Here is a 16,369-nt window from a genome sequence, read left to right on the forward strand (position 1 = left end):
GGGTGGCCGAGGAGGACGGACGGTGATGATGTGGTCGGCCGTGTGCGGCGCACTGGCGACAGCGGGCGGCGTCGGACTGACCGCGGTGCTGCGGGCTTTGGCTTTTCAACTCCGTGAGCGCAGCCGGCGCACCACAATGACGGCTGTGCTGTACCGAATGCCGCGACGAGGCGGCAGCGTTGAAGTCACCGACGAGGACGGGATCACCTGGGCGGTGCGCTCCGGCGGGTGGGAGGAGGACGGGGCGGGGTGAGCGAGGACGACTTCGACACGCTCTACCGCACCCACTACCAGGCACTGTTGGCCAAGGCCTTCCTGGCCGCGGGCAGCCGCTTCCAGGTGGCGGAGGACGCCGTGCAGGAGGCCTTCATCCAGTGCTGGCGGCGGATGAACGACCCCGCCAAGCCGCAGGTGGAGCACTGGGGCAGGTGGCTGTCGGTCACCGCGGTCCGCGAGGCGCTGCGGCGGCGCGGCACGGAGATCCTGTTCGATCTCGGCCACCACGACAGCGCGCCGGCCGTGCCTGACCTGGCCGTGGAGGTCCACCTCAAGGAGGTCTACCGCAGAGCCTGCGCCGAGATGGCACGCTTGAACGAACGGCCACGCCGGGCCATGGTCTTACGGTTTATCGCGGGACTGAGTCCCGCCGAGGTCGCCGAGGAGATGGGCATCGCCCAGGCGACGGTGCGGGTGTACATCGCCGAGGCCCGCCGGGCGCTGGAGCCGCTGCGGGTGGAACTGCAGCAACTGGGCATCGTGAGCGACGAGAAGGAGGCAGGAGGCCGTGGCTGAGACACCAGCCGACCTGACGGCCGCCGGGCAGGCACCGCCCGGCGACGCCCCCCGCCCGCCGCGGCACGGCCCGTTCGCCCCCGCCGATGCACCGCCCCCGCCCCGGCCCACCCCGGCGCGGAGCGAGGACGAGACCGCGCTGACCTCCATCACCCAGGCGTCCGAGACGGCCGTCGCCGAGGCCATGTCCCCACTGGTGGACGTCGAAGCCTCCCTGGCCAGACTCAAGGAGAACATTGCGGCCCGCGCAGCACGATCCCCGGCGCCAGCCGCACCGCAGGACCGGCCGGCACGGCACGAGGACCGGCTGCGGTTCGTGGGCGCCGCCACCCGGCGCATCGCCCGCGGCATGGACCTCGACGAGATCGTGCTGGGACTGAGCCGGGCCAGCGTGCCCACCTTCTGCGACGCGATCGGCGTCTACCTACGTGATCCCCTGCCCGTGGGCGAGGAGCGGCCCGCCGACCGGCTGCTGCTGCGCCCGCGGCACACCGACCGCATCCCGGCCGCCGAACGCGACATCGCCGGCGCAGGCGACGCCCCCACCCAGCCGGCGGGCCGGCCGCAGCCCGACGCGCTCGGCGCCGCACTGCGCGAGGTCGTGCCTGGCAGTGCCCTGTATGAGGTCCTGCGCGCCGTCCGCCCGGTCCTCACCGACACCCCCGCGGCCCGCGCCGCCGTGGCCGAACTGCTCGGCGGCGAACGGGAACTGGAAGTGCTGCTGTCCGGCGGGTGGCAGGCGATCCTCGCCCCACTGCGCGGCCGGCGCCGCGTGATCGGTGCCGTGCTGTTCCTGCGCGCAAAGCAGCGTGACCCCTTCGAGCACGACGACCTGCTGGTGGCGGCCCAGCTCGCCACGCACAGCGCGCTGGGCATCGACAAAGCGGTCCTGTACGGCCGAGAGGCCTACATCGCCGACCAACTGCAGCGCACCATGCTGCCGGAGACGCTGCCCCACTCCACCGGCGTACACCTGGCCTCCCGCTACCTCCCGGCCGCCGAGACCACCCGCGTGGGCGGCGACTGGTACGACGCCATCCCGCTGCCCGGCAGCCGCGTCGCGCTGGTCGTCGGCGACGTCATGGGCCACTCCATGACCTCCGCCGCCGTCATGGGCCAGCTGCGCACGACCGCCCAGACCCTGGCCGGACTCGACCTGCCCCCGCAAGAGGTCCTGCACCACCTCGACGAACAGGCCCAACGCCTCGGCACCGACCGCATGGCCACCTGCCTGTTCGCCGTCTACGACCCGGTCGTGCACCGCATCACCGTCGCCAACGCCGGACATCCACCCCCCCTCCTGCTGCACACCGACGGCCAGGCCGAGGTGCTGCGCGTGCCGCCGGGCGCACCGATCGGCGTGGGCGGCATCGACTTCGAGGCCGTCGAGCTCGAAGCACCCACCGGAGCAACCCTGCTCCTCTACACCGACGGCCTGGTCGAATCACGGCTGCGCGACGTGTGGAGCGGCATCGAACTCGTACGGGACAAGCTCGCCGCCACCGCCCAGCTGACCGGCTCGGATGTGCCGCCGCCGCTGGAGACGCTGTGCGACGAGGTGCTCGACCTGCTCGACCCCGGCGACCGGGACGATGACATCGCGCTGCTGGCGGCCCGCTTCGAGGGCATCGCGCCCGACGACGTCGCCTGCTGGAGCCTCGAGGCCGAGGACACCGCCCCAGGACGCGCACGCCGTCTCGCCCGGCAGACCGTGACCGCGTGGGGACTTGCCGAGCACAGCGAGGTGGTCGAGCTTCTCATCAGTGAGATCGTCACCAACGCCGTGCGTCACACCTCCAGGCCAGTCGGCCTGCGCCTGCTGCGCACCGACGTACTGCGCTGCGAAGTCACCGACGACGCACCGCAGTTGCCCCGGCTCCGCCATGCCCAGACCACCGACGAAGGCGGCCGCGGACTGTATCTGGTCAACCGGCTCGCCCGACGGTGGGGAGCCACACGCTTGAGTGGGGGCAAGGTGGTCTGGTTCGAACTCAACATCACCACGTGACACAGGAGCACCTCCGCCTGGCACGGCCGGCAATCGGGCCGAGGCCAGGAGGCGCAGAGCACGGGCAAACGGCGCCGATCCGGCCTCATCCTTACCGCTGCCCCTGGGCACTCGCAGGCGTGCCCCGACGGCCTGCGGGGCGGTAAACGGCCATGGCCGCGGCCGGGTCCACCGCCCTCGACCCCACGGGCCAGCCCCGGCAAGACATCGGATGCGGTGGATGCCGTCGACGTTGCCTTCGCCGACCTGATGTCACCCGAGCGCGTGGTGCCGCGGGCGGTACTCGAGGCCGACTTCCCCTCGCACGCGGGCGCCATGACGATGACGTGGCATCTCACGGCCGCCGACGAGAACCGAGGTGAACGTCACCGCACGGATGTGCCGCCCGGCATCGGTCAGGCGGTCCACGAGGCCGGGATCGCCTCCTCGCCGGCCAACCCGGCCTCCTCCGTCGAGGCGACCGGCTGACGCAGGCACCCTGGAGGCCAACTCACACCCTGATGGGGATCGTCGAAAGCGGCCCTGCCCGCAGTGTCGTAGGACCGTTCACAAGGACCGGCAAATCCCCTCGGGATCATCCTGAGCCCATGCCGCGTACTCCCTCGCTCGTGTGATCTACGGAGACACTGTCGCCCTTCCCTCTGGGGCAAGGTCAAGCGATCTTGAAACCTTGTGGCAGCCCTGTTGCGAGCCGCCCACACGACTCGGCTGCATGGGCAGGTGCCTTCAAAACTCGTGACGAACCGCGGAGTCCTCGGCCGGACGACGACGTCAGAACTCGTCAACAAACGCTGTCGCAAGAAGTGATCGAAGCCAAGATGGGGCGCGTAGAGCGATGCATGTGCCCGGGAGCCACACGACGCGCCTTACCGGCGTCGGCATCGCAGGCGGCCTACCGAATCATTGACCACGGACGGGGCCAGGGATGGTCAAGCCCCAGCCCTCGTGCGGTCTTCAGATCCCTGTGACGGCGGCCCACTCGTAGCAGCTGCCCGCGCACAGCACGGTGGCCGTGCCGCTGTCGCCGACTGCCTAGGAGGCGGCGTGGTGGGTGATGACTGTGGGGGTCTTGCCGGTCTCCCACGGCACGGGGGCGGCCATGGCCTGAGGAGCAAGGGCGATGAAGGTTGCGCTGGTCACGACCACGGCGGCCACTGCGCGCCGGCGTAGACGATCTTGACACTCCTTGGTCGAGGATCAGTGGGTGAGTGCATCGGCCGGCGCACTGCTCGGGGCAGGCCGGACGGCTGGCTGCTCAGTTGCGGTGCGCGTGACACCCCCGGGCCCGCTACGCACGAGGACCCGGGGGCACGGATTTGTACGGTCACCGTCCATGACGAACGCTTCTTGCGGGCGGGCACGATGGCGGCTGCGGTGACGTCAGGTTCGTTGTGATCGGCAGAGCATCAGCGTCGGCAACCGGCTTCCGAGGTCGAGGACGGACGACTCCCACTCCCGTGTCCGCACCACACCGTTGCCGGTGTTCAGCAGTGCACGTTCACCTGGACGACGACGTTGGTGACGTCCAGGATCCGCTCGCTCCATGCCGCGACGAAGTCCCACCTGCCGTCCTTGTAATAGACGGTGAAGGAGTTTCCGTTGGCTTTCGCGTAGTCGAATCTGTAGAAGAGGCCAGCTGTTGATCCGCAGTGGCCGGCGTTGAAGACGTTTCCGTCCTCGCGGTAGAGGCAGGCCCTGCCGTAGTCGCACCGGTCAGTCCAGTACTGAGGATGCATACCGGCTGCGGAGGCCGTGCCGGGGCCGCTGATCAGCGCAGCGGTCCCCAAAGCGGCAGCGACAGCGGTACGGGACACGATCCTTTTGATCGACTGCATCGTGGTCTCTTCCTGTCCGGGGCTCTCACCGCCGCATCCCTTGGAAGTGGGTGCCGGGGTGAGATCCTCCAGCGTTGGCTTCCTGCGGCCGCGGCGACAGGCCCCCATCACCGCGACCGGCCTGTCTTCATGTCGTGTTAGAACGCAGGCTGTCCGAAGGACAACCGTCAGCGTTTCGAAGGCCGTCGAAACGTGCCGGACCATGCACACGAGCACACCACAACCCCAACCCCCAGTCCGACGAGCGGAGTTCTGTTCCACCACGGACGATGCCAGGGCCGTGGCCGTGCGGACGGCCACCCGCGACGGCGATGCCACAGCCCCATGGACGCCGCTCGCCGACGCGTAGGCATCCAAGCGGCATCCTCGCCTACTCGAAGCAAGGAGCCCCGCACCGCACGGTGACCGTGCCGATGCTGCCGGCTGACGTGGAGGCGGTGTGGTGGGTGATGGCGGTGGGGGTCTTGCTGGTCTCCCATGGCATGGGTGCTGCCATGGCTGGCACACCGAGGGCGCCGAACGCGGTCGCTGTGAGGACGGTTGCGGCCAGGATGCGTTTGCGCAGAGTCATCTGTGTTCTTCCTTCTGGGTGGTGGGGTGGTTTAGCAGGTGCCGATCCTGACGGCCTGCCACGGCATGCCGCACGGGTTGAGTGACGGGCCGGCCGGCTGGACGAACCGGTAGAGCGTGTGGTTGTCGCAGACCTGGACCTGGCGCAGATCCAGACAGGCGTCGTTGTTGAAGGTGAGGGCCTGGGCCGAGCCGGATCCCATGAAGACGGCGGCCCCGGCGATTCCGGCCGCGACAGCAATACCGATCTTGCGCATTGTTCCCCCGAGGATTGATAGGGCGCATCAAGAGACAGCACGACCATCGTGCTGACGTGCCTGGCGGGCTGACAGATCACGGACCGTTCACGTGTGACCGGTCGGAGCTGGCTCCCGTCGTGCCGCTGCCGCCCTCGCCAACCCTGCAACGGGTACCTCGCAGCGTCTACGAATTCGATCACCCTGGAAGCGACTCGACGATCGGCCGCCCCCATTCACCAGTGCTTAGAGGGAAGCAGCAGACCTGTGGGCTGTGGGTGTCCATCCAGTTGTTCTCCTCTCCGCAAGGGCCTGGACATGCCGCCAGACGGGCACTGACGGCTCTACCGGATGTCGTGTGCGGTCATCGGGCGAGGTCTGCCAGGGACAGCAGGAGATGGGCGGACTCGGGGTACCAGATGTCGGAGTGGGCGCCGGCCGGGTTCCACAGGCGGCCGCGGCGGAAGCGCCAGGATGCGTCGATATTGACGATGCGGCGGTCGAGATCCTCGTGGCGGTATGGGGTGGTGGGGGCGAGTAGAGGGGTGGCCGTGATGTGCTCGGCGGGTTGGGTGGCGCCGATGCGGCCGATACCGGGCGTGCCCTCGGCGAGGCGGTGCCACAGGCCGGTGGCCCGGTCGGCGCGTGATGTGGTCAGGGCGATGGGCCCGTTGATGGGCGCGTCGTGCAGGATGCGTTCGAACCGTTGCGCGAAGACCTGCGGTGAGGCGGCCATCTGAAAGACCAGCAGTGTGTCGAGGGCGTAGGGGTACCGGGGGTCGGGGCGCTGCCAGCCCAGCACCGCCGGGCGTTCGTCGGCGGCGGCCTGCACGGCCTCGACGAGAAAGCGCCCGCCGAAGGAGTGCCCGACGGCGTGCAGATACTGACCGGTTGCGGTGCGCAGCGTGGGTGGCCCGCCGGGGCGTCGGCGTGTGCTGTTGAGGTAGCCCAGAAGTTGTGCGAGCACGTCTGCGGCGTGGCCCTGGGTGGTCATGGCGTGCGCTCGCTCGCGGATACGGCGGTATCCGGTCAGGAAGGGGTTGCTCATGGAGGGCCAGCGCACGAGCACGTAGTGCCCCCGCCAGGTGTTGAGGGCGGGGTAGCGGTCCCGGCCTGCGTGGTAGGTCGATTCGACCAGCGTGAAGAACTGCCGTGCCCGGGCGAGTGATTGGGCAGGGCTGTTGCGCCAGCCGTGGACGAACACCACGATGTCGGAGGCGTCGTCGGGTATCTGCAGATGCTTCGCCCAAAAGCCGTCGACGGCCCTCGCAGGCAGGGGCTTGATCGTGGCCGGGTCCAGCGGACTGCCGTTGCTGTCGAGATCGACGATGGTGGGCGTCGCCGGCGTGGTGCGGGAGGTGGTCACGATGTTGCGTCGGGCCATAGGTGGACGTCCATGCCTCGGTAGAGAGAGAAGTTCAGGCCGAGCGGATTGCGGTGTTCGTCGGCATATAGGCGGGCCAGTTCCCGCACCACGTCCCCCAGTTTGATCCCGCGCTGGAGGAACCAGCCGAAGAGCCTGGTGGTGTACTCGCAGGCGAACGTGCGGGGCAGATCGACCTGCGGACCGAGCAGGGACCGGGCGCCGCAGCTGAGCAGGTACCGGCCGAAGCTCGGATAAAACAGCGACGACAACTGCCCGCCCTGGCACGCCCCGACGAAGACCAGGGGCTGTGAGGGCAGCACCACTCCCGCCAGCCAGCCCATCAGCTCCGCGCCGTAGATCCGCTCGGTGCCGAGCACGATGTAGGGCTGTTCGCTCTGGCCGCCGCTGCCGGGTCCGCTGACTTCGCCGTGGCAGCCGAAGTAGGTGATGAGGTCGGCGAATTCGGGGTTGGTCAGGGCGTCTTGGAGTTCGTCCTTGTTACGGCGTACGACGACCTCGGCATGTCTGCTGAAGAAGTCGATCACCCGTTCCACATACGGGGTTTCGGGGTACTCCTGGTCGACTTGCTCGTCCACGTTCAGTCCCACCGTGACGGTGTTGCCCGGCACCGTGATGCGGCTGTCGAACGCGTGCGGGCCACGGGAGAAGCCGTGTTCGACGACGTGACGGTAGCCCCAGAAACCGTCGAAGGAGGATGCTCCGTCCAACGCGTCGGTCTCCGCGGGCACGTAGAGCATGCTCCAGGGGACGAACAGGTCGTCGGACTCGACCGTGATGACGTGCTCGCCGTCCCGCAGTGCCCGCAGCAGATGGCGTGCGATCTCGTTCAGGCCGGCGTCACCGGTGAGGAACAGCGTACGGAAGAGGGTGTATCCGGCCCGTGCGAGGCGGCGGATGATGTCGTCCCAGTGGGGGCAGGGCGCTGTCCGGGCCACGTCCCAGTGGTCGACGAAGGGGTAGGTGGTCCTGCGGGTCTGGCTGTCCACGTGCTGGTGCTCGACGACGTGCTTTTGCCAGGTGGCGCGCAGCACCTGGATCGCGCCGGCGAGTACGGCGGGCGGGTGCGGCAGCCGCCCCTGGTAGCCGCCGTAGCCGTCCGGCGGGAACGCGCTGCCCCACGCCTGCACGAGATAGCCGTTGTCGCGGGGGTCCTTGGCGAAGCGCAGATAGACCGTGCGTTCCCGGTCGTAGCGCCCGTCCGGGACAGTGCGCATGCCGTCGGTGTGGTCGACGGTGACCACACCCTTCAACTCCTGTATCACTGCGGCTCGTCGACCTCCCCTCTGTTCTCGTTGACGCTGTCGGCCGCCTCGACCGACAGTTCCGCCTGGGTTTCCTGCAGCAGGCGGCCGCCGGGCTCCAGATACACCCGGAGGGTCAGTGTGATCACGCCTGCTTGTTCGGGGACCACATCGAAGATCGTCTGGTCGATCGTGCGGTCCGCCTTGAGCAGCGTGACCTGCGTGATCGGGCTGACCGCGGCATCCCAGGCTTCCAGCAGCACCCGAACCTTGACCGGTTGCGGCAGAGGCGGCCCGGCGCTCGGGCCGTCACCCGCGATCACCGCGAAGGCGACGGAGGTCGTCTGCCCCACCCGGGCTGGTTCGTCCGAGAGGCACCACATGCGCGGACCGCCTGGCCCGAGGGGTGCTCCGCAGGCGCACCAGCGCGTGTCGGGCTCGGCACGATGCCCGCACCGCTCGCAGAAGCGGCCGGGCGGCGGCTCGACGGCCGGCTCGTCGACGAGTGCCAGCCGCAGGCCGCAGTCGATGCACCACAGGTCGTCCGCTCCCACGAGACAGCCGCACCGCGGACAGTGCCGCAGCGCGGTAGGCCCGCGCCTCCTGCGGGTCCGGCCGACGCCGGCAGAGCGAGAGTTGTGTCCCGGGCCGTGTCGGCGGGCGGTGAGCGACATTGTGCTGAAGCGGGAGTGGAGGGAGTGCTCGGCGTGGGTCCGACGCTGCTCGTGCGTGCGGGGGGATCGCGTGAGGTCGGCCGACCGGCTGGACCGGCTCGCCTGGCTCTGCCGCTGCGAGGCGGGCGTGCCTGTCACCAGCTCGGACCGGCTCACCAGCTCGGACCGGCTCACCAGCTCGGACCGGCTCACCAGCTCGGACCGGCTCGGCAGGTCGACAGGGGTGGGGGAGGAGGTGCGGGCAGGCAGGTCCAGGGCTTCCAGTAGCTGCAAGACCGTGTCGTCGCCCACGGTGCGGGCGAGCGATGCGGCGAGTGCTGCGTGGTGGCGGACCTGTCCGGGGTGTCCCGAACGACGGGCGTCGAGCAGGGCATTCACGGCATCGCTCAGGCGCCGCCGATCGGTGGGGGCCTGAGCCGGGGTGTGCACCAGGACGGGTACGGCCGCGGACAGCGACACCGCAGCCGTCCCGGCAGCCGCGTCATCGTCCGGACGAGCGACGACATCGATCGCCGCCGCCTGGAGGTCTTCACCCGCCGGTCCCAGGGGCGGGTCCATCGCCAGGCACAGGTGAAGATCGAGTCTGGTGCCGTCCGCGTGCCGCCACGGTCCGAGAGGGGCTTCCAGCACACGGTCGCCGCGCCGAAGGACCGAGCTGGTCAAGTCCCGGGCGAAGGGGTGGAGTTCACGCAGTAGCTTCACCGTCACGTTCGGGTGCGTCTGCAGCCTGAGCCAGGGCATCACGTCGAGTGGACCGGTATGGCCAGCGGGCTGGTGGATCTGCACGACTGCGTGCATCTCGGTGTCACCGTGCGCCAGGAACGGGTTCTGGCTCACCGTCACCACCAGGGCCGCGTGGCCCCGGGGGGCTGCCGGCTTGGGGTGGCGGAGCGAGTCGGGCAGGCGCAGCAGTCGGCGCCCTTTGGTCTTGCGGCTTTGTTCGGTGAGCGCCTTGCGTTCTTCGGCGGATCGCGCCTGTGGCACCAATGCCACGAGTGCGTCGATGAGTTGCTTGCGGGCGAGGTCCAGGTCGACCGGGCCCAGGACGGGTGGAGTCCCCTCCAGCGTGGTGCCGGGATCGGACAGGGCCAGATGCTGGTATGCCGCCTGCCACACAACACTGCGAAGCCGGTCCCGTCCGAGGGCCTCCCCGGTGTCACCGGCTGGCGCAAGCGCTGTCAGCCGGCCCACGGCCGCGCCGATGTCGGCAGGCCCCGGCCGTACCGGCGAGCCGTCCGGGTTCGGGATCCGGGTTGTGCATGCCAGGCGGACCGCGGCCACCGCAGCGGCCCCGCCCGGGCGGGCGAGAGCCGCCAGATCCAGGCACGCCAGCGCCTGCCCACGCTGCCCGCCCGCGAGACGAACGCGGACCTGCCCGAAAACAGGCACACCCCAGTCCGGCTCACGGCGGCGAACCGCCGTGTAGTACTTCTCCGCGTCCGAGTGGCGCCCCTGGTGCTCGAGGCACAGCGCGAGGGCCAGTTGTGGCACGGCCTCGCCCGGGAGGGCGGCGACGACGTCCTCGAAGTGTGTCCTCGCCTTCGGTGGATCGCCCTTCGCCAAGGCGATGAGGCCGAGGTGCCAGGTCAGGACCCAGCGGGCATCGCCCCCGCTCTCGATCGAGGCGCGGCCATGGACGAGGGCGTCGTCGAGGGCATGCTCCGCGCGCTCGGGATACCCGTCCCTGATCAGCCTTCGGCACTCCTGGAGCGCCGGGGCCGCCGCACCGAAGCTCGCTTCGGCGTACGGGTACAGGTCGGGCAGGCCGCCCGCGATCACCTGGGGTGCGGGCGGAGCAGCGGTGATCTCGTCGATCCCGTTGACACAGGCCTCGAGTGGCGGTGCCTCGCCGAGTCCGGCATCCAGCGGCTCGTCGGGAGGCGCGAAGTACAGCGACCGCTTCGGAAAGCCCGTTGCCTCCTCCAGTGCGAGGATCTCCCGCAGTACGCCGTCCAGTTGTTCGGCCATCTCGGCCGCTGTGGCGAAACGCTCGTCGTGGTCGGCCGTTGCTCGTGCGACGACCCCGAGCACGGCCGTCAGCGGGCGCCGGTCCTGCATGACCGGGTCGGCTGTGCTGCTGGCCCAGACGACGAGGTCCTGGAGGACCCGCCCCACCGAGTAGAGGTCGGATCGCACGGTCGGACCGAGTTCTCGGGAGCTGTACTCGGGAGCCCGGTAGGCGGGGGTGTAGACCAAGGGGCTGAGCTGGTCGCCTTCGGCACGGACCGCATCGAAATCGATCAGCTTGACGCGGCCGCCGGACAGGATGACGTTGTCCGGCTTCATATCGCAGTAGAGAAGCCCCCGGCCGTGGATGTAGTCCAGCACGTCGAGGATCTGCATGGTGATGGCCACGACTTCGTGTAACGCCACTCTCCGGTCCCGGAGTTCACGCAGGGATGGGCCGGGGACGTAGTCCAATACGATGTACTCGGCCTCGGCGCCGGTCACCAGTCCCGAGGTCTTCACGATGCCTGGATGGTCAAGGCGGGCCAGGCACTCCGCCTCCCTGCGCAGGCGGTCGCTGCGTGGGGCCCGGGAGTCCAGCCGTCCCTTGAGGACGACGAACTTCGCGGGCTGCCGCAGGTCCTGCGCCAGGTAGATCCACGCGTGCCCGCCGCGTGCGAGGCACCCCTTCACCCGGTAGCGCCCGGCCAGTACCTCGCCGGGCCGTAGGTCCGGGAGAAGGGAGAAGGGGGTACCGCACGCCGGGCAGTACCCCTCCTGCCGCTCAGGCTGCCCCGGATCAGCGCGGTCGCGTTCCTCTCCGCACGCCGGGCACTGGCCCACGCGGGGCGCCACCGCATCGGCGTCGATGATGCGGTCGAGCGGTTTTTGAAGCGCGGCACCCAGTGCTGCGGATCTGCTGAGGACATGATCGGGCAACGGGGAGGGCGCCCGCCAACGGACCGTCTGCGGCAACCAGGTCAGGACGTCGTCGACTCCGGCCATGGCCAGAGCGTCGGTCTCGCCGGCGACGACCAGCCCGACCACGTAGTCGTCCGCACCGGCCACGACCGGTGCTCCTGAGACGTCGTCCGGCAGACCTGGCGCCTGCGCTTGCAGGAGGTATCGGCTCCCCTCCACACCGACGATCCGGACAGGGACCCTCAGGTCGTCCAGCAGCACATTCAGTACGTCCCCGCGCGCCAGGAGAACATCCCGTCCCAGCCATACGCCCGGCTCGTCCGCGCCGCCGTAAGCCCGACGCAGCAGGGCCACACCGGCCTCGACAACGACCTGCTCGGCCCGCACGGGGATGGCATCGTGCGAGTCCAACGGGCCGACACCGAAGGACAGTTGGGTCCCGTGCCGTCCTCCCTCGGCGGTGGTCAGCACAAACTCCCGGCCCAACAGAAAACCGAAAGCGGCGAAGCGCCCCTGGGCGTCCGTGATCCGAACTATTCGGGGCCGGCGTCGCAACACACCACGTACATCCCCCATGCGCATGCACGATACGCGCCCTGCCTCGGTGAGATCCCCGGACCATATCTCCATCACATGCCGGACACGCGCTGTCCCAACTCCGGCTCCAGGCCTGGAGCCACCGCCGATATCACTGGTGGCCCGATCGCGTCCCGCCCACAAACGTGGCTACGGATCGAAGGGCGAGCACCGTGTACGAACGGCCGCGATGGCCATGCCAGCGAGAAGACCTGCCCGCGGACGTGTCGCTATCCGGCGGCTGCCGGGCGACGGTTGTCGGGTGGTGGGGCTCGCGGAGCGCGGGGTGGGAGCTGCGACTCCCACCCCGGCCGGGCGGGGCTGCGAGACGCCCGCCCGCAGCTGCCCACCTCCGGCCACTGGCAAAGCACCGGCAGGCACCGCTGTGATGCGCAGGACGCGGCGGACGTCTTCTCAGGCGGCGCCCGTGTGCGAACGCCGGCCCTGGCAGGATCACAAGGGCGACCGCACCGCGCAGTGGTTTGACGGGACTCTTGCCTGGCGTGGGGATGCAACGCTGGCCGCGGAGTCCGGTTGGCGGTGTGCCGAGACTCCGGTGCATACACAGTGAGATGAGACGGGGAGTCCCTTCTGACCGAGGACGGCGCCTGCCTGAGGCTGCCAGGCCCGGACGATGCGGCCGTGAAGGGCGCGGCAGCATGCATCCGGAGATGACTCCGGGCCGGTCGTTGCCGGCAACTGCTGCCGGCTGGCCGACGCGTTGGTGGTGGCGGCCAGGGCGAGCTAAGGTGCGCGGCCGCAGCGTTGGGCCAGTGGCGTCGTCGCCCGCCGCGATGACCACGGTGGGCGGCTCGATGGTCTTGGTGGTCTGGGCGGGAGGGGTGCGGCGCCGGGGCTGAGCGCCTCAGGGAGGCGTGGCGGGCGTTGTCGTCTGCGTCCGGTGGGGGCGGGGCCGCGCCCGTCCCACGCCCGCACCGGTGTACTGGCGTGGTCACCTGCCCGGGGGGAGAGAGAGATGCCGATGACGGTGTCCGCGGCTCGGCGGGCGAGGAGGCGGGCCCTGCGCAGGTCATCAGGACCCGTCCGCGTGCCCGCGCACCCGCGGACGTTCCGCCACCAACGTCCCGGTGTGCAGCGCCTCGTGAGCCGCTGCGCCGGAGCCAGGGGCTGTTGCACGGTGGGGGCTGGCAGGCCCGTCGCTTCCCCCGTAGCGGCGGGCCGGCTATGTGCTGGGCGGGTCAGTGGGTGAGGGTGACGGTGATGGGGGTGTTGGGGCAGGCGTCCAACTCGCCGGTGAGTGCGGCCTGTTCGGCGGGGTCGACGGCAAGCTGGTAGCGGGTTTTGTCTGCGATCCAGTCGGTGACGTATACGCATTGGTAGCCGGTGGCGGGTGGCAGCCAGGTGGCGGGGTCCTGGTCGGTCTTGGAGCGGTTGGTGGCGGCGGAGACGGCGATCAGGGCGCGCGGGTCGTCGAGGTCGTTGGCGTGGTTCTCGCGCTGTTTGGCGGTCCAGGCGGAGGCGCCGGAGTCCCAGGCCTCGGCGAGCGGGACGAGGTGGTCGACGTCGAGTCGGCGGGCCTCGTCGATGTACTGGTCGTCGTAGGGGAGTACCAGCGCCCGCCGGTCAGCGCGCACTTGGGGCCGACCTCTGGGGCGGTGACCGCCTCCTCCAGCAAAGCCTCGGCGCGCGTGGAGCAGCCGTCCTTGTCGGCGTCGATCCGGTGCCGGAACTTGTCGCGGCTGCAGCCGGTGCGGCTCTCGTCCTGGACGGGCAGCGCGGCCAGGGCGTCGCGGACCGGCAGGGTGATGGTGTCGCCGGGCGCGGCCGGGGCCGTGAGGGCGGTGGCATGGGGTGCGGCGCTGGCGGGGGTGGGGGGAGAGGGTGAGGGCCCAGCGAAGCGAGCACGACCGCCGCGGCGTGCAGGGTGCGGGTGAAGCACACGAAGCGTCCTTCCGGAGATCACAGGCGGGTTGTGATCTTCGTAGCGGTCAAAGCCTGCCGTGTGCCAAGCGATCGGCTGGGTGCTTGCCCGTACAGGCGGCAGGTCACACCAGTCTTTGCGCACCGGAGCTACCGCGCTTTCCAGCAGGTTCCGGCAACAGGGCGCCCCATCGTGTCGATGAGTGGCACCACCTGGTCGGGATGGTGCCGCGCCGTATTCGCCTGGTGCTCCGCCCGAACCGTCCACGCCGCGGCGCCGCTTGCCAGGCGGGACGCAACAGTCGTGACGCTGAGCCCCGGTGGGTCTCAATTCGGTACTACCTGCCAGTAGGGCGCATTAAGAGCACTGGTACCGATTCTCCATCTAAACGACATCGGGGGGATCATGAACAAGCCGCTGGACTGCGTCAAGGGCCTCGACTGGAATCCGCTGATCACTGCTCAGCAGCACTCCCAGTTCGCGGGTGTCGTGGCCGGTCTCGTCTTCACCGTCATCGCCGTGCTCGTCGTGACGCCGAAGGACGTGAAATTGGAAGCCACCCTGCAGCTCTTCGTCGCCACGCTCTTCGCCTTCGCCTACGACTCCTACGGCTACGGCGTGATCTCCGGCGAGCAGGTCTGCGCGCGGGGTTACGTCGAAAGCGTCATGTGCGGCGCGGTGCTGGGCATCGGCGCCACCGGACTGCTCACCGGCCTGGCCTGGCTCGTGCACTCCTACGCCTACACCGGTCCGGCGCTGCGCCTGGTCCGTCTCGTCAGCGGCGCCGTGTCCCTCATCGTCGCCCTCATGATCATTGTCAGTGCGCAGGGCTACGCCCAGGCGGTGCTGTATCCGACCGCGTGGCGCGGCCCGCTCGAGATGTCGTTGTACGGCCTGACCGCGCTCTCGCTGCTGATCGTCGTCTGGGCCTACAAGAAGCCCGCCGTCAACCGGGCCTACGCCGTCCGATGGGCCTCCCGCACCTCCGCGGCGTTCGTCCTCGTCAGCGCCGTCGTTGCCGGCGTTGCCGCCTCCTTCCCGCAGCGCTACTGGACCACCACGGCCTCGTGGGTCGTGCTCGGGGCGGTCGGACTGTCGGTCACCTTGCCCGCCGCCTCCGTGGTCCTGCATGTGCGGTCCCTGCCCGACTAGGCGTTTCCAGCGGACCGCCGGACCGCCGGACCGCCGGACCGGGGGCTGGGGTGCCGCGGGCCGATGTCCGGTGGGCGCGCGCCGCCTGTCCCGCGCACCGAACACGCCACCAGCTCCTCTTGTTCGCTGACCGGCCGCCTTCGACCTGCCGGCGGCGCTGCCGCGCCCGGTGGTGACGGTACGGGCGGGCGGGTAGGCCCACGGAAAGCCGTGGCAGGTCGTGGATGCAACTGGCCAGCTGGAATACCGTGTCGCGCTCGCCCGCGAGCGGCACTTCGTGCGCGCCGAGACGTACCTGATTGCGCGCCACCTCGAAGGCGCATAGCGGCCGGCCAGGCCACGGATCGAGCAGTCCTCCAGCGCGAACTCGGCGCGCAGGCAAGCCCAGGTGTCCAGTGGAGCAGCCAGCGGAGCCCACCGGCACTACGGCTCATACCAGTCAGGATCTGGGCAGTATCGAGACAGGCTGGACACCTGGGCTTGGTCCTCTCCTACTCGCAGTACTCGAAGCCGCGTTGGACGTGACAGCTGGCGATCCGGTAGCCGTTGCCTTCGAGGAGATCGACCTCGACCTCTGCGGCTCCGCCCGGCACGTCGGCTGTGAGCGGGATCGTCTTGGAGACGGCCCCGTTGCACACCGCGGTCGTGGACCGGTTGTCCAGTGTTGATCCGCTGGAGGCGAACGCCCAGGCCGCGCCCCGTCGGCATCCGGTGCTCAGGCCCCGCAGCACGCCGTTGACGGTGACGGATCGGTTGTAGAACTCGATCGTGCCCTTGAAGTAGGTGGCGCCGACTGTGAGGTCGAACGAGGCTCGGTCTTCGGCGGCCGCGCCGGGCGCGCTGGCCAGCGTCAGTCCTGCGATGGCCGCGAGAGTTGCCGCGAATACGGTCATTCTGGATGCTGTCCGTCGGATGCGTGGACGCAAGGCAACTCCTCCAGCCGTGAGAATGCTGTCGCCGGAGACTTCCCCTCGGTGCGAGATGGCAGTCCTGGGCGGACACCGAAGCCCGCACAGCCCCGGGGTCAACGGGGAAGCGGCCGTGCGGGCTTCGGCGTGGTTTGCGGATCGTAGACACCGCCCCGTCGCAGAGACCGAGAGGAACCGGCAGCGGCCCCCTTACGCAGGCCCCGCAGGACCTTCGGCGGT

General features: G+C 69.8%; 12 protein-coding genes and 1 pseudogene. 5 read left to right on the forward strand and 8 right to left on the reverse strand.

Annotated features, from left to right (window positions below; all coding sequences use genetic code 11):
- Nucleotides 1-22 precede the first annotated feature (22 nt).
- The 4 genes from ACFU97_RS34745 to ACFU97_RS34760 all read left to right on the forward strand — a co-directional run bounded on the left by ACFU97_RS34745 (nt 23) and on the right by ACFU97_RS34760 (nt 3,268).
- Nucleotides 23-253: a hypothetical protein gene (locus ACFU97_RS34745; protein WP_384264566.1), complete on the forward strand. Its 231-nt coding sequence runs from the start codon at nt 23-25 to the stop codon at nt 251-253.
- Nucleotides 250-792, forward strand: a complete 543-nt coding sequence (locus ACFU97_RS34750; protein WP_384264567.1) for an RNA polymerase sigma factor — start codon at nt 250-252, stop codon at nt 790-792. The genes ACFU97_RS34745 and ACFU97_RS34750 overlap by 4 nt, the downstream gene beginning before the upstream one ends.
- The gene (locus tag ACFU97_RS34755) at nt 785-2,800 is read left to right on the forward strand and encodes a SpoIIE family protein phosphatase (RefSeq protein WP_384264569.1); all 2,016 of its coding nucleotides are present in this window, start codon (nt 785-787) and stop codon (nt 2,798-2,800) included. The genes ACFU97_RS34750 and ACFU97_RS34755 overlap by 8 nt, the downstream gene beginning before the upstream one ends.
- Before the next feature lie 216 nt (nt 2,801-3,016).
- A complete protein-coding gene (locus ACFU97_RS34760) occupies nt 3,017-3,268 on the forward strand; it encodes a hypothetical protein (RefSeq protein WP_384264571.1) in 252 nt (83 codons plus the stop codon).
- A gap of 1,016 nt (nt 3,269-4,284) precedes the next feature.
- On the opposite strand, the gene ACFU97_RS34765 is transcribed toward ACFU97_RS34760, so the two are convergent.
- The 7 genes and pseudogenes from ACFU97_RS34765 to ACFU97_RS34795 form a co-directional block, all read right to left on the reverse strand.
- Nucleotides 4,285-4,839: a hypothetical protein gene (locus ACFU97_RS34765; protein ID WP_384264572.1), complete on the reverse strand. Its 555-nt coding sequence runs from the start codon at nt 4,837-4,839 to the stop codon at nt 4,285-4,287.
- A 166-nt stretch (nt 4,840-5,005) separates the two neighbouring features.
- Complete coding sequence (locus ACFU97_RS34770; RefSeq protein ID WP_384264573.1) at nt 5,006-5,206, reverse strand: hypothetical protein; 201 nt, start codon at nt 5,204-5,206, stop codon at nt 5,006-5,008.
- Nucleotides 5,207-5,237: 31 nt separating this feature from the next.
- A complete protein-coding gene (locus tag ACFU97_RS34775; protein ID WP_384264574.1) occupies nt 5,238-5,462 on the reverse strand; it encodes a hypothetical protein in 225 nt (74 codons plus the stop codon).
- Nucleotides 5,463-5,805: 343 nt separating this feature from the next.
- Entirely contained in the window at nt 5,806-6,825 is a 1,020-nt protein-coding gene (locus ACFU97_RS34780) for an alpha/beta hydrolase (protein ID WP_384264576.1), read from the reverse strand.
- Nucleotides 6,804-8,090, reverse strand: a complete 1,287-nt coding sequence (locus tag ACFU97_RS34785; RefSeq protein ID WP_384264577.1) for a hypothetical protein — start codon at nt 8,088-8,090, stop codon at nt 6,804-6,806. The genes ACFU97_RS34780 and ACFU97_RS34785 overlap by 22 nt, the downstream gene beginning before the upstream one ends.
- Nucleotides 8,087-12,187, reverse strand: a complete 4,101-nt coding sequence (locus ACFU97_RS34790) for a tetratricopeptide repeat protein (RefSeq protein WP_384264578.1) — start codon at nt 12,185-12,187, stop codon at nt 8,087-8,089. Before ACFU97_RS34790 ends, ACFU97_RS34785 begins: the two co-directional genes overlap by 4 nt.
- A 1,199-nt stretch (nt 12,188-13,386) precedes the next feature.
- Nucleotides 13,387-13,955: pseudogene (locus tag ACFU97_RS34795) on the reverse strand (HNH endonuclease family protein).
- Nucleotides 13,956-14,474: 519 nt separating this feature from the next.
- Between ACFU97_RS34795 and ACFU97_RS34800 the strand changes: the two are divergent.
- Nucleotides 14,475-15,221, forward strand: a complete 747-nt coding sequence (locus tag ACFU97_RS34800) for a hypothetical protein (RefSeq protein WP_384264580.1) — start codon at nt 14,475-14,477, stop codon at nt 15,219-15,221.
- A gap of 491 nt (nt 15,222-15,712) precedes the next feature.
- On the opposite strand, the gene ACFU97_RS34805 is transcribed toward ACFU97_RS34800, so the two are convergent.
- Nucleotides 15,713-16,114 (reverse strand): hypothetical protein, encoded by a 402-nt coding sequence (locus tag ACFU97_RS34805; RefSeq protein ID WP_384264582.1) that lies wholly within the window; start codon nt 16,112-16,114, stop codon nt 15,713-15,715.
- Nucleotides 16,115-16,369: the final 255 nt, after the last annotated feature.

The sequence above is a fragment of the Streptomyces sp. NPDC057616 genome (assembly GCF_042800575.1).
GTDB lineage: Bacteria > Actinomycetota > Actinomycetes > Streptomycetales > Streptomycetaceae > Streptomyces.

What these genes read in the sequence shown, in the direction of transcription:
- ACFU97_RS34780 (WP_384264576.1), bottom strand. Translation starts at nt 6,825, where the DNA reads ATGGCCCGACGCAACATCGTGACCACCTCCCGCACCACGCCGGCGACG.
- ACFU97_RS34770 (WP_384264573.1), bottom strand. Translation starts at nt 5,206, where the DNA reads ATGACTCTGCGCAAACGCATCCTGGCCGCAACCGTCCTCACAGCGACC.
- ACFU97_RS34775 (WP_384264574.1), bottom strand. Translation starts at nt 5,462, where the DNA reads ATGCGCAAGATCGGTATTGCTGTCGCGGCCGGAATCGCCGGGGCCGCC.
- ACFU97_RS34790 (WP_384264578.1), bottom strand. Translation starts at nt 12,187, where the DNA reads ATGGGGGATGTACGTGGTGTGTTGCGACGCCGGCCCCGAATAGTTCGG.
- ACFU97_RS34800 (WP_384264580.1), top strand. Translation starts at nt 14,475, where the DNA reads ATGAACAAGCCGCTGGACTGCGTCAAGGGCCTCGACTGGAATCCGCTG.
- ACFU97_RS34805 (WP_384264582.1), bottom strand. Translation starts at nt 16,114, where the DNA reads ATGACCGTATTCGCGGCAACTCTCGCGGCCATCGCAGGACTGACGCTG.
- ACFU97_RS34765 (WP_384264572.1), bottom strand. Translation starts at nt 4,839, where the DNA reads ATGGTCCGGCACGTTTCGACGGCCTTCGAAACGCTGACGGTTGTCCTT.